8 protein-coding genes and 1 pseudogene are annotated in these 14025 nt (G+C 69.4%); 2 read left to right on the top strand and 7 right to left on the bottom strand.

All coding sequences use genetic code 11. From position 1 onward, the window contains the following. Nucleotides 1-13: 13 nt before the first annotated feature. The 7 genes and pseudogenes from ABS361_14690 to ABS361_14660 all read right to left on the bottom strand — a co-directional run bounded on the left by ABS361_14690 (nt 14) and on the right by ABS361_14660 (nt 11004). On the bottom strand, nt 14-601 hold the full coding sequence (locus ABS361_14690) for an ANTAR domain-containing protein (GenBank protein ID XBY43334.1): 588 nt from the start codon (nt 599-601) through the stop codon (nt 14-16). A gap of 118 nt (nt 602-719) precedes the next feature. Next, nucleotides 720-2369 (bottom strand): tetratricopeptide repeat-containing glycosyltransferase family protein, encoded by a 1650-nt coding sequence (locus ABS361_14685; protein ID XBY43333.1) that lies wholly within the window; start codon nt 2367-2369, stop codon nt 720-722. Nucleotides 2370-2456: 87 nt separating this feature from the next. Next, complete coding sequence (locus ABS361_14680) at nt 2457-3398, bottom strand: sugar kinase (protein ID XBY43332.1); 942 nt, start codon at nt 3396-3398, stop codon at nt 2457-2459. 148 nt (nt 3399-3546) lie between these two features. After that, nucleotides 3547-6269: pseudogene (locus ABS361_14675) on the bottom strand (molybdopterin-dependent oxidoreductase). Between the two features lie 12 nt (nt 6270-6281). Next, nucleotides 6282-7904 carry a sulfite reductase subunit alpha gene (locus ABS361_14670; GenBank protein ID XBY43331.1) on the bottom strand — a complete coding sequence of 541 codons (1623 nt, stop codon included), beginning with the start codon at nt 7902-7904 and terminating at the stop codon, nt 6282-6284. Further along, nucleotides 7901-9736, bottom strand: coding sequence for a NirA family protein (locus ABS361_14665; protein ID XBY43330.1), 1836 nt, complete (start codon nt 9734-9736; stop codon nt 7901-7903). The genes ABS361_14670 and ABS361_14665 overlap by 4 nt, the downstream gene beginning before the upstream one ends. An 11-nt stretch (nt 9737-9747) precedes the next feature. Then, entirely contained in the window at nt 9748-11004 is a 1257-nt protein-coding gene (locus ABS361_14660) for an FAD-dependent oxidoreductase (GenBank protein XBY43329.1), read from the bottom strand. Between the two features lie 780 nt (nt 11005-11784). Here ABS361_14660 and ABS361_14655 point away from each other — a divergent pair. Together ABS361_14655 and ntrB are read left to right on the top strand one after the other, a co-directional pair. Beyond that, a complete protein-coding gene (locus ABS361_14655) occupies nt 11785-13101 on the top strand; it encodes a CmpA/NrtA family ABC transporter substrate-binding protein (protein ID XBY43328.1) in 1317 nt (438 codons plus the stop codon). A gap of 26 nt (nt 13102-13127) precedes the next feature. Beyond that, the gene (gene ntrB / locus ABS361_14650; GenBank protein ID XBY43327.1) at nt 13128-13997 is read left to right on the top strand and encodes a nitrate ABC transporter permease; all 870 of its coding nucleotides are present in this window, start codon (nt 13128-13130) and stop codon (nt 13995-13997) included. Nucleotides 13998-14025 lie beyond the last annotated feature (28 nt).

Below are 14025 nucleotides of genomic sequence, written 5' to 3'. Positions count from 1 at the left end.
ATCGGGCCTTGCTCTAGCCGAGCAGACTTGCGGCCGTCACCACGCTCTGGGCGATCTCGGCGAGCTTCTTCTTCTCGTTCATGGCGGTCTTGCGCAGCAGCGCGTAGGCCTCCTCCTCGGTGATGCCGCGCGACTTCATGAGGATGCCCTTCGCCCGCTCGATCACCTTGCGTTCGGCGAGTTCGGCGCGCGCCTGCTCAAGCTCGCGCGCGAGCTTGTCGAACGCGTTGAACCGCGACACGGTCATGTCGATGATCGGCTTGACGCGCTCCTTGCGCAAGCCGTCGACAACATAGGCCGAGACGCCGGCATCGACGGCGGCCTCGATCATCGCGGTATCGGACTGGTCGACGAACATCGCGACCGGCCGCTTGACGGTGCGCGAGACCTGGAACATCTGCTCGAGCACGTCGCGGCTCGGGTTCGCGAGATCGATCAGGATCACGTCCGGATCGATCTGGAACACCTTGCGCAGCAGTTCCTGCGTCGTGTCGAAGTGGACGACATTCGTGAATCCGGCCTCGCGCAGGCCGTCCGTCAGGATGGCCGCGCGCACCGGATTCTCGTCGATCACCAGGATGGTCAGCGTCGTGTCGACCACGGCCTATCCATTTGCACAGCCAATGTTCTTCGCTTTCGCGGCCCCGGCATTATGGCGCGGGCGGACAGCTTGCCGCAAGGCGGCAAAATAGGCATGCGAGCCCGCAGTGCCCACCGCTTCAAACCGCCGCGGCCCGCGCGGCGACCAGGGCAGCGATGCGCTCGAACACGTCGTCCCACGCGCCCGGCCGGCTCTGCCGCACCGGTGTGACGGTCGGATACCAGGGCGAGGTGTGGCCGCCGAGGCGCCAGCGCCAGTCCGGCTGGAACTTGAGCGCCACGCAGGTGGGCCGCCCGGTCGCGCCGGCGACATGCACGACGGAGGTATCGGTGGTCACCACCAGATCGCAGGCCGCCATCACCGCGGCGGTGTCGAGGAACGCGTCCTCGCCGCCGTCGAACTCGGTGCCCAACGTCTCGACCCGCATGCCGTCCGGCAGCCGGTCGAGCTGGTCGAGCCCGTAGGTCTTCTGCACCGAGATCAGGCGCACGCCGGGGATCGCCGCGAGCGGCGCGAAGGCGGTGAGCGGCACCGACCGGCCGCGATCGATCGTGCCGAGCGGATTGCCCTGCCAGGCGATCACGACCTTGAAGCCTTCAGGCCCGAGCCGGTCACGCCATGCCGCGACCCGCTCCGGATCGGCCCGGAGATAGGGCACGGTCACCGGCACGGTCTCCGGCGTGGTGCCGAGCACGCGGGGGATCGAGAACATCGCGATCTTGTGGTCGAAGCGGCGGCCCTTCTCGATCCGATCGACGAACTCGATCGGCGCATCGACGCTCGCGAGAAACCGATGCAAGGGTTTCGGCGCGCGCATCGTGACCTTGGCCCGCGCCGCCAGGATCGGCAGATAGCGCGCCATCTGCAGGATGTCGCCGAGCCCCTGCTCGGCGGTCACGATCAGCGTCGAGCCTTCGGGTGCGTCCGGGGCCCAGACCGGCGTGCGCGCCAGCGGGTCGTTGCCGATCTCGGGCACGGTGAAGCCGTTGGCACGCAGATGGGCGCGCAGGCTCTCGATCGTGGCGACGTCGCCGCGCGCGGCGCTCATGTCGCGCACCTCGTAGGCCGCCCAGCCCTCCTGCCAGCGGCCGAGCGCCAGCAGCAGCAGGGCGCGGCTGAGCTCGATCTGCGGATCGCCGCGGCCTGCGCGCGCGGTCTCGATCGCGGCGAGCGCTTCCTCGTCGCGGCCGAGCGCCTCGAGCGCGGCGGCGCGGTTGCGCGCGATCGCCGCGCCGTCGTAGCCCGGTGCGGCGCCGGCGTGTTGCTCGGCGTGTTCGAGCGCGTTCAGCGCCTCGGCCGGCCGGTCAAGGCGCAAGAGCAGCAGCCCGAGCCCGGCGAGCAGATGCGGATTGGCGGGATGCAGGGCGAGGGCGGCCGCATAGGTGTCGGCCGCCTCGTCCAGGCGCTTCAGTTCCTGCAGCGACACCGCCTTCTGCAGCAGGAGGTCCGGATCGCCGGGCGCCAACCTCAGGCCGGCTTCGGCTGCGGCGAGCGCGTCCTGATCACGGCCGACGGTGCCGAGGCTGCGCGTCTGTTGCCGGTAGGCTTCGACATAGGCAGGGTCGAGTTTCAGCGCCCGCTCGATGCGCTCCAGCGCCTCGCCGTGGCGCCCGGCCTCGGCGAGCAGCAGCCCGAGCAGGGTCAGACCGATCGGCGTCGATTTCACATGCTCGATGCGGGCTTCGAGATGCGCCAGCGCCCGGTCCTTGCGTCCCTCGCCGATCAGGCGGGAGGCCTCGGTCAGCGCCTTGATCGTCTTCGGATTCATGCCAGCTCCCGCCCCGAATCGCCCACCGCTGCGTTCGGCGAAGCTAATTCGGCGGCGCGGCTCCGCAAAGCGCAGGTCTGGCGCGCGTCAGCGCGCGAGCCGGGCCTCGACCGCGGCGCGGCGCGGCAACGGGTCGACGGCGCCATAGCCCTCGGTCGACAGACCGGCCGCGACATTGGCGAAGCGTCCGGCCGAGAAGGCATCGCCCGAGGCCAGCCATTCGACCAGGAAGCCGCCGTCGAAGGCATCGCCGGCGCCGGTCGCATCGACCGCCGCGACCTTGATCGGCGCCACGATCTCGCGACGTTCGGGGGTCGCGATCAGCGCGCCGTCCTTGCCCATGGTCAGCGCGACGATTTTCACGCCTTTCGCCAGATAATGATCGGCGATGGCGTCGGGCGCCTCGAGCCCGGTCAGGAGCCGCGCGTCGTCGAGACCGGGCAGCAGGATGTCCGACAGCGCCGCCGTCGCCTCGATGATGGCGCGGGCGCGATCGAGCGGCCAGAGCCTGAGCCGCAGGTTGGTGTCGTAGGAGACCGTCACGCCGGCCGCGCGGGCCGTCTCGATCGCTGAGAACACCGCATCGCAGGCCGAGGCCGAGATCGCCTGGCTGATCGCGGAGGCGTGCAGCACGCGCGCGCCGCGGATCAGCTCGTGCGGCACGTCGGCCGGCGCGATCCGGCTCGCGGCCGAGCCGGCGCGCAGATAGGAAAAGGCGTGGCCTTCGGGGCCGTGGGTGACGAAATAGACGCCGGTATGGGCGGCCGGATCGGTCTTCACGGCCGAGTGGTCGACACCTTCGGCGGTCCAGAGCTCCCGGAACGCGGTGCCGAACGCATCGTCGCCGAGACCGGTCACGAAGGCGACCCGGGCGCCGAGCCGCGCCGCCGCAATGGCCGTGTTCGAGGCATCGCCGCCGAAGCCGCCGAGCCAGTCGCGCGGGCCCGCACCCTTGCGCTGGTTGAACTCGTACATCGGCTCGCCCATCGCGACGATGTCGAATGCCAAGCCTGCCGAGTGCCCGCCCATGCCGATCTCCCGTTCCGCCGTTGCAAGTGCGGCCAGTGTGGCGGGCGATAGCGGGTCGCGGGTCAAAAGGCAAGGCGTAACATGTTACATTGCCGAGTGAATTTCCATTTCCGGGGCGACGCCGGCGCGCATGAGCCCGCCCGCGTGCTCACTCCGCCGTCGACACCTGCGCCATGGCTTCCAGAATGGCCCGCATCTCCGGCAGACACGAACCGCAGTTGGTTCCGGCCTTGACCGCCGCACCGATCGCCTGCGTCGTTCGGCAACCGCCCTTGGCCAGCGTCTCGATCGTGTTGCGGCCGACGCCGAAGCAGGCGCAGACGGTCGGGCCGGGATCCTGGGCGCCGTCGGCCGATCGCGAGGCGACCGAGGCGCGGCGCATCAGGCCCTCGACGGTTGCGCGGCCGAAGATCGGCTTCAGATGCCCGACGGTCGGCTTCTCCGGTGCCGGCACCACGACGATGGCGCCCTCGAGCCGCCCATCCGTCGCAAAGCGCGCGGCGCGATAGAGGCCGTGGGCGGGATCGCTCGCGTCGACGAGCGCATCGACGTCGGCCCCGAGCAGTGTCGCCGCGACCCGCTCCCAACCCTCCGCGGGCGCGGCATCGAATGCGAGGGTGGTGGTCCAGCCGTGTTTCGAGCGTGCCGAGGCCCAGAAGCAGGCGCCCGATGCGACGAGGCGGTCGCGCGCGATCGGCGCAGCACCGAGCACGGCGCCCTCGAACGCGATGGCGAGCGGCGCGATCGCGGCCGGCGTCCCTTTCGCCTCCGGTTGGCCCGACCACGGATCGGTGCGACCGGCGACCAGCGCGCCGACCCGGCCGAGGCTCGCGTTCTCGGCCGACCAATGGATCGGCACGAACAGCGAGCCCGGCTGCTGCCGGGGCGTGACGACCGCCCGCAGCACCGCCGTGCCGAGATCGTTCGTGAGCCGCGCCAGATCGCCATCGGCGATGCCGAGCCGCGCGGCGTCGCGTGGGTTGATTTCGACGAAGGGCTCCGGCAGGTGGCTGCCGAGCGTCGGGCTTTGCCCGTCCGGGTCATCGTGTGCCACTGGTCGCGGATGCGGCCGGTGTTGAGCGTGAACGGATGCCGTGCATCGGGCTCCGCGGCCAGCGCGGCGACCGCCGGGATCTGGAATCGCGCCCGCCCGTCCGGCGTGTAGAACTTCCCGTCGGCGAAGAACCGCTCGCGCGACAGCCTGCCGGCGGCGAGCGGCCACTGGAACGGCACGAGCGCGTCATAATCCGCCGTCGAGAGGCCGGCATGCGCGCCGATGTCGAAGTCGCGCGCGCCGTCGTTCTCGAAGGCCGACAGCGCGGCGTGTTCGCGGTAGATGTCGGCCGCGCTCGCATAGGCGAAGGCCGCGCCATGGCCGAGCCGGCGCGCCACGCCGGCGATCGCCCACCAGTTCGGCTTGACCTCGCCGGGCAGGGCGAGGAAGGCCCGCTGGCGCGAGATGCGACGCTCGGAATTGGTGACGGTGCCGTCCTTCTCGCCCCAGGCCGCCGCCGGCAGGCGGATATGCGCGGCGCCGATCGTGTCGTTGGAGCGGACGTTCTCGGACACGACCAGGAGGTCGAGTTTTTCCAGCGCCGCGCGGACGCGGTCGGCGTCGGGCAGGCTGACCGCCGGGTTGGTGCCCATGACCCAGAGCGCCTTGATGCGTCCGGCATCGACCGCGTCGAACATGTCGACGGCCTTGAGCCCCGGCGCTTCCGCCATACGCGCGGCGCTCCAGAACCGTCCGACCCGCTCGATCGCTTCGGCCGAAAAATCCATATGCGCGGCGAGCTGGTTCGCGAGGCCGCCGACCTCGCGGCCGCCCATGGCGTTCGGCTGGCCGGTCAGCGAGAACGGCCCGAGCCCCGGCCGGCCGATCCGGCCGGTGGCGAGATGGACGTTGAGGATGGCCGCGACCTTGTCGGTGCCGGCGGCCGACTGGTTGACGCCCTGGCTATAGAGTGTGACCACCTTCTCGGTGCGCGCGAACAGCTCGAAGAACTCTGCCAGCGCCGCCGGATCGAGCCCGCAGGCCGCCGTCGCGGCATCGAGCCCCGGCGTCCGCGCCTCGGCCTCGGCTAGCACGGCCTCGAAGCCGGTCGTATGCGCGTCGACGAAATCGCGATCGATCCGCCCTTCGCGCGCCAGATGCGCGAGCAGCCCCTCGAACAGCCGGGCGTCCGTACCCGGCTTCAGCGCCAGCACCAGATCGGCGCTTTCGCTCGAGGCGGTACCGCGCGGATCGATCACCACGATCTTGGCGCCGCGCGTCTCGCGGTTCTTCAGCATGCGCTGGAACAGGATCGGATGGCACCACGCCGCATTCGAGCCGACCAGCACCAGCAGGTCGGCCTCGTCGAGATCGCGATAGCTGCCCGGCACCGTGTCGGTGCCGAAGGCGCGCTTGTGGCCGGCGACCGAGGAGGCCATGCACAGGCGCGAGTTGGTATCGACATTGGCAGAGCCGATGAAGCCCTTCATCAGCTTGTTGGCGATGTAATAGTCCTCGGTCAGCAACTGTCCCGAGAGGTAGAAGGCGACCGCATCGGGCCCATGGGTCTCGATCGTGTGCCGGAACCCGTCCGCGACCGCGTCGAGCGCGGCGTCCCAGCCGACGCGCGCGCCGCCGATTTCCGGGTGCAGCAGCCGGCCGTCGAGGTCGATGGTCTCCGACAGCGCCGAGCCCTTCGAGCACAGCCGACCGAAGTTGGCCGGATGCTCCGGATCGCCGGCTGTGCGCCAGCCGTTCGGCGCCTCGGCGTCGGGGCGCATGATCACGCCGCAGCCGACGCCGCAATAGGGGCAGGTGGTGCGGATGCTGTCATCCGGAATGCTCAGCGCGGTGTCAGGGATCGAGCCGTCGGCCATGGTCGCCCCCTTTCAATAGACGTCGCGCTGGTAGCGGCCGGCGCTCGCGAGCCGCTTCACATAGGCTTTTGCGTCCTCGGCCGAGAGCCCGCCGTGCGCGGCGACGATCTCGGCGAGCGCCCTGTCGACATCGGCGGCCATGCGTTTGGCATCGCCACAGACATAGACATGCGCGCCGCGCTCCAGCCAGGCGAACAGCTCGGCGCCGGCCTCGCGCATGCGGTCCTGGACGTAGGTTTTCGGGCCCGCGTCGCGCGACCACGCGGTCGAGAGCCTCGTCAGCCGCGCATCGGCGAGCATCGCCTCGAACTCGTCGCGGTAGAAGAAGTCGGTCGCCTCGCGCTGGTGGCCGAAGAAAAGCCAGGCATCACCGGGCGCCTTGCAGGCGACGCGCTCGTGCAGGAACGAGCGGAACGGCGCGATGCCCGTGCCCGGCCCGACCATCACGATCGGGATCGCACCGTCGGCCGGCAGGGCGAAGCCGTGCGCCTTCGACACGAACACCTTCACCTTGTCGCCCGGCCGCCAGCGATCGGCGATCGAGGTCGAGGCGACGCCGAGCCGCGTGCGGTCGCCGACCGGATAGCGCACGACATCGACCGTCAGCGTCAGTTCGCCGGGCGTGGTCTTCGGGCTCGACGAGATCGAATAGAGCCGCGGCTGCAGCGGCTCCAGGCATTCGAGGAATGCCTCGGGATCGACGCGCAGGCCGGGGAAATGCTCGAGCGCCGCCAGCACATCGAGCGTGGCGGCATCGCCGAACGGATCGCCGCCGCTCGCCAGTTCCCGCGCCTGCCGGCGCTTGTCACCGCCGGTGATGTAGGAGACGAGCTGGAACAGCATGTCCGGCGCCGGCGACAGCGCATAATCCTCGATCAGGGCCAGGCGGACGGTCTTGTCCGCGACGGGGAAGTCCGCCGGCATGGCGAGCGCGTCGAGGATGGCATCGACGAGTGCGGGATCGTTCTGGGGGAAGACGCCGAAACTGTCGCCGGGCACATAGTCGAGCCCGTCCGGCAGGCGCCAGACCACATGCAGCGTCTCCTTGGCCGACCCCTCGCCATTGAGCCGGGTCGCCGAGACGAAGGTCGCCTCGACCGGCGTCTCGCGCGAATAGCCGGGCAGGGCGGAGGGCTTCGGCGCCGGTTCGGGCGCAGCGACCGGCGGGGCGGCGGCTGGCCCCGAACTGGTTGTCGCGCCGACCGCGACTTCCTCCATCAGTCGCTTGACCGCGCGATGGGTGTCCTTGCCGCCCGGCGCGCAGAGATTGAGCTTGGTCTCGGCGCCTTCGGCGAGCGCTTTCGCATAGGTCTCGCAGACATAGCCGCACTGGCCGCAGTCCTGCTGCGCCATCGCGGCCATCAGCTTGCGCGCGACCGGCTTGCCTTCGGCGAGCGCCATGCGTTCGTCGATCGGCATGGCCGGATCGTGCCAGGGCGCGCCGTCGTCCAGCTCGGCCGCGGAGGGCGGCGCGACGCCGTCACCGCCGGCCAGCGCCATCGGCATCGCGGTGCCGGCATCGAAGCCGACCAGACCGGCGAAGAAGCCGTTGAGCCACGCCCGCTGTTCCGGATTGAACGGGGCGTTGTCGGGCAGGAGCGGCACCATCTCGGGCGAACGGGTCGGGGCGTTCATTCGGCGGCCTCGCGGGTCGGCAGGGTCTCGGACGCGCGCGCGGCGAGCCGCTTCAGCGTCTCGACGTCGTGGCGGGCGGTGAAGGCGTGGAAGCTCTCGGGCGGGCCGGCGCGGTGGACGAGATAGGCGCGGACCAGCGCCTCGATCTGCGCGGGGCAGTCTGTCGCCGGCACCGAGGCGTAGATCTCGCGCGCGATCGCGGCGTCGGACCCGAAGCCGCCGCCGACCAGGATGTGATAGCCCTCGACCGTGTCCTCGCCGTCCGGGTCGATCGCGACGCGCGTCGAGATCAGGCCGATGTCGCCGATATAGTGCTGGGCGCAGGAGTGGTGGCAGCCGGTGACATGGATGTTGAGCGGCTGGTCGAGCGCGACGCGCGCATCGAGCCAGTCCGCGATCTGGAGCGCGTGGCCCTTGGTGTCGGCCGAGGCGAACTTGCAGCCGCGGTTGCCCGTGCAGGCGACCAGGCCGGCGCGGACCGAGGTCGCCTCATGGCTGAGGCCGATCGCGGCGATCCGGGCGAGCGCGGCATCGAGCTTGTCGTCGGCCACGCCCGAGATCAGCAGATTCTGCCAGACGGTCAGCCGGATGTCGCCGTCGCCGAGCTCCTGGGCGATGGCCGCGATCGCGTCCATCTGGGCGCATGTCAGCTTGCCGACCGGCAGCACGACGCCGATCCAGTTGAGGCCCGGCTGCGCCTGCGGGTGCACGCCGACGTGGCCGAAGCGATCGTGGTTTTCGCGGGGCGCCACGGCTTGCGTCGGGACGCGCAGAAGCGGCCGGCCGAGCTTCTCCTCGGTGAGACTCAGAACCTTGTCGAAGCCAAATGTATCGAGCACGTATTTGAATCGCGCCTTCTTGCGATCCGTGCGGTCACCATGATCGATGTAGACCCGCACGATCGCGTCGGCGACGGCCGTCGCTTCGTCGGGCCGCACGACCACGCCGGTATCGCGGGCAAAATCCTTGTGGCCGGTGATGCCGCCGAGCGCGAGGCGATACCAGATGCCCGGTTCGACGCCGAAACCGTCCTTCACCGCGACGGCCTGGAAGGCGATGTCGTTGGTGTCCTCGAGCACCGGGATCGGTCCGCCGCCGTCGAAGGCGACGTTGAACTTGCGCGGCAGGCCCATCAGCGTGCGGGAGTTGATCACATGCTGGTGCCAGTCGATCGCATGCGGTCGCGTATCGAGCAGTTCGCGCGGATCGATGCCGGCGGTCGCCGAGCCGGTGACATTGCGGATGTTATCCGAGCCCGAACCCTTCGGCGCGAGCCCGGCCGCGTAGAGGCCTTCGATCAGGTCCGGGCCGGCGGCGGCCGGGATCTCACGGATCTGCAGGTTCGCGCGTGTCGTCACGTGCGTGTAGCCGCCGCCGAAGCGACGGGCGAGGTCGGCGACCGCGCGGAACTGCCAATGGCTGACGATCCCGTTCGGGATCTTCAGCCGGCACATGAAGCTGTCCTGCGCCGGCGCGACGTAGAAGAGCCCGTGGAAGCGCCAGCGGAAGTCATCCATCGGCTTCGGGAATTTGCCGGCGCGTGCGTCCGTCTTGAGCCGGAGATAGGCGTCGAGCGGGTGCTCGTCGCGCTTGGCGATCTCTTGCGCGGCGAGTTTGCGGCCCGCCGCCTCGACCTTCGCCTGCGCGATCAGATGCGGTGCGTCCGGGCCGGTCGGTACCCCCGGGCCGGCGGGCTTCGTGGCACCGATCGCACCGAGCGGGCCGGCCCCACGCGCGATACGGGCCGCGTTCACGCCGGAAACGAAACCTTCGAGGTAGCGCTTCTGCTCGTCGTCGAAAGGAGCGGGGCCCATGGTCGCCGGTGTGGTCATGGTCGGTCTCCTCACGCGGCTTCGCAGAACGGTCGGCCGCAGACGAGGTCGCGGCGGATCGCGGCGATCGAGGCGCCGTCGCGGATCAGATCGAGGTACCAGGGCCCGTCGGTGGTCTCGCCGACCATGACGACGCCGACGAGCCGGTCGCCGGCGACGACCAGCTTGCGGTAATGGCCGAGCGGCCGGTCCTCGAACACGATCGTCTCGGTGCCGGCCACGCCCTGGAAATCGCCGGCCGAGAACACCGGCAGGCCGGAGACCTTCAAATTCGTCGCGAGCACTGCGCCCTCGAAGGTCGCGTTCCGGCCGATGAGCGTCGCCGCGAGCGTCTCGGCCATGTCATAGGCCGGCGCGACGAGGCCGTAGGTCTGGGCGCGATGTTCGGCGCATTCGCCGATCGCGAAGATGCGGTCGTCCGACGTCCGCAATCCGTCGTCGATCGCGATGCCGCGGCCGACCGCGAGGCCCGCCTCGGCGGCGAGCGCCGTTTCGGGCCGGACGCCGACGGCCATGACGACGAGCCCGGCCGGGAGTACGCGGCCGTCGCCCAGCCGGAGGCCTTGGACGCGCGTATCGCCTTCGATCGCCTGCGAGGTCGCGCCGAGTTCGACGCGCACGTCGAGCCTCGTCAGCGCGCGGGCGACCAACGCCGCGCCGCGCGGATCGAGCTGGCGCTCCATCAGCCGGTCCATCAGATGCACGAGCGTGACGGCGATGCCCTTGGCGGCGAGGCCGAACGCGGCCTCGATGCCGAGCAGGCCACCGCCGATCACCACGGCCGGCCTGCCCGTCGCGGCGAAGGCCTCGATCGCGTCGAGATCGGCGAGGTCGCGGAAGGTGACGACACCGGCGAGATCCGCGCCCGGCATCGGCAGGCGGATCGCCCGCGAGCCGGTGGCGAGCACCAGCCGATCCCAGCCGAGCACGCGGCCCGAAGCGAGGGTGGCCGTGCGCGCGGTCCGATCGATCGCGGCGACGCCGTCGCCGACGAGCGCCGTGATGCCGCGCGCGGCGTACCAGGCCTCGGAACCGAAGCCGATCGCCGCGCGCGTCGTCTCGCCGGCGAGCACGGCGGAGAGCAGCACCCGGTTATAGGCCGCGACCGGCTCGGCGCCGACCACGGTGATGGCGAAGCGCGCGGCGGCATCCGAGCCGGTGAGCCGGTCGAGCAGGCGGTGGGCGGCCATGCCGTTGCCGACCACGAGCAGTCTTTCGCGTGAGGCGCCTGCCAGCGAGCCTGAGAGCGGAGCGAGAGCGGCGTTCATCGGTCTGGTCCTGTGCGAACCGCCGCAACGCAAAAAAGCCACTGACCTGGTCGGCCGTCGGGGAGACGGCCGGGTCAGCGGCTTTGCTGGTGCGGCAAGGAAGGTGCCTGATCGACCGCGCCAGCATCGGCGCGATCATTCGGTCCTTCCTGAAGCAACTGATGTGCCACGCTGGTGTGAATGTGGGAAAGTGCTGGAAATCCGGGCGTTTTCGCCATGCCGATCCGCCAGTGTGGCCGCACTGCGCACCTCGATTGCGCTCACGAAGCAGGCGCGTCGCGGCTGTAGTGCTAATGGCTTGAGCAGAGATCAAGATCTAGGCAGGTCGAGCCCGTGGCTTCTGGTCCGAGTTGTCGCAGGGCGCGGGGGCGGATCGCTGATTTCAATCCATTCGATTGGCATGCACGGACAGATTGTCGCGGCAGTGGGTGTGATCGTCATCTGCAGCTTCTGCCCAAGATCGCGGCGGCGATGATTTATGCCGTTTTTCTGGGCGACCCATCGGGCTCTGCGTCTGTGAGAGGCAGTCCGAGCCGGACGTGGCAAAGTCGTTCTGCCGGGCGTTACGGCCCAACTATTTGAAATAAAACAGTATCGGTTCCGGTACCTCGATCTGGCACAGGCCCTGCATTCCACTTAGTCGAAATCCGCTTTCCCGGCGGCAACTGCGCGGCCAACGACGGCCGCATCGGCACAACGGCGTCCAATGGTTTTCGGAAGCAATTCCGATCGCCTTTGGCGCCGTCTTTTTTTGTCCTTACGCATGAGGGGCGACGCGCCATGAGCGATACCGAGAAGACGCTGATCCCGGTCGGCCGCAGCCGTCGAGACTTCCTGAAAGGCTCCGCCGCCACGCTGGCGACCACGGCGCTCCTGACCTCGGTGCGCGCCGCGTTCCCGGGCGGCGCCTTTGCCGCCGGCGCCGCGCCGGAGACGACCAAGGCGATCCTCGGCTACATCGCCCTGACCGACGCCGCGCCGCTGATCGTCGCCAAGGAGAAGGGCTTCTTCAAGAAGTACGGCGTGCCCGACGTCGACGTGCAGAAACAGGCGTCCTGGGGCACCACCCGCGACAACCTCGAGCTCGGTGGCGGCGCCGGCGGCATCGACGGCGCGCATATCCTGACGCCCATGCCCTACCTGATGACCGCCGGCAAGATCACCAAGACGCCGGGCGGCGTGCCGATGTCGATCCTGTCGCGCCTCAACACGCAGGGTCAGGGCATCATGCTCGCCAATGCGCACAAGGATCTGAAGATCGGTCTCGATACCTCCGCGCTGAAGGAGCGCTTCGCCGGCCTCAAGGCCGGCGGCAAGGACGTGAAGGTCGCGATGACCTTCCCGGGTGGCACGCATGATTGCTGGATCCGCTATTGGCTGGCCGCCGGTGGCATCGATCCCGACAAGGATTGCCAGACCATCGTCGTCCCGCCGGCGCAGATGGTCGCCAATGCCAAGGTCGGCGCGATGGAGGCCTATTGCGTCGGCGAGCCCTGGCCGCTCCAGACCGTGAACCAGGGCGTCGGCTACTGCGCGATCACCACGGGCGAACTCTGGAAGAACCATCCGGAGAAGTCCTTCGCCATGCGCTCGGACTTCGTCGAGAAGAACCCGATCGCCACCAAGGCGATCCTCGCCGCCGTGCTCGAGGCGGCGCAATGGGCCGACAAGGACGAGAACAAGGACGAGATGTGCGCCATCCTCGCCAAGCGCGAGTGGTTCAAGGTGCCGGTCGAGGACATCCTCGACCGCTCGAAGGGCAAGTTCGACCTCGGCCTGCGCTCGTTCGAGAACAAGGATCTGATGCAGAAGTACTGGCGCGATGATGCCTCCTATCCGTTCCAGAGCCACGATCTGTGGTTCCTGACCGAGGACATCCGCTGGGGCTACCTGCCGGCGACCACCGACACCAAGGCGCTGATCGCCAAGGTCAATCGCGAGGATCTGTGGCGCGAGGCCGCCAAGGAGATCGGCGTGGCGGCGATCCCGGCTTCGACCTCGCGCGGCGTCGAGACCTTCTTCGACGGCGTCAAGTTCGATCCCGCGAACCCGACCGCCTATCTCGACGGCCTGAAGATCAAGAAGCTCGTCGGCTGATCCTCTCTCGATAAGGAACCCGTTCCATGGCCGTCGAAGCCGAAACCATGCCCGAACCGCGCCGATCGCGCTTCACGCTCCCGAGCCGCGACGCCGTGCTCGGGGGACTCGCCAGGGGTGCGATCGAGACCGCGCGCGTCGTGATCCCGCCGCTCGTCACCCTCGCCGTGCTGCTGGCGATCTGGCAGATCGCCTTTTCCGCCAAGGGCTCGCCGCTGCCGACCCCATGGAAGGTCGTCACCGACACCTGGGGCCTGATCATCGACCCGTTCTTCGATCGCGGCGGCCTCGACAAGGGTCTGGCGCTGCACATCCTGGCCAGTCTCAAGCGCGTCGCGATCGGGTTCTCGATCTCGGCCGTGACCGGCATCCTGCTCGGCGTGCTGATCGGCTCGTCGAGCCTCGCCTTCCGCGGGCTCGATCCGATCTTCCAGGTCCTGCGCACGGTGCCGCCGCTCGCCTGGCTGCCGATCGCGCTCGCCGCCTTCCGCGAGGCCCAGCCGGCGGCGATCTTCGTGATCGCCATCACCGCGGTCTGGCCGATCATGATGAACACCGCGGTCGGCATCCGGAACTTGCCCCAGGACTACCGGAACGTCGCCCGCGTGCTGCAGCTCAACGGCTTCGAATATTTCTTCAAGATCGTGCTGCCGGCGACGGTGCCCTACATCTTCACCGGCCTGAAGATCGGCATCGGTCTCAGCTGGCTGGCGATCGTCGCGGCCGAGATGCTGGTCGGCGGCGTCGGCATCGGCTTCTTCCTCTGGGACAGCTGGAACTCGTCGCTGATCTCCGAGATCATCCTGGCGCTCGTCTACATCGGCCTCGTCGGCCTGCTGCTCGATCGCCTGATCACCTATCTCGGCCGCCTCGTCGGCGGACCCGGCACCTTCTGAGCGCGAGGACAGCACGATGCCCACCACC

Source organism: Ancalomicrobiaceae bacterium S20, from assembly GCA_040269895.1.
GTDB classification, from domain to species: Bacteria; Pseudomonadota; Alphaproteobacteria; order Rhizobiales; family Ancalomicrobiaceae; genus Methyloraptor; species Methyloraptor flagellatus.
Note: the sequence above shows the minus strand (reverse complement) of the source record. Positions and strands in the feature narration are given on the sequence as shown.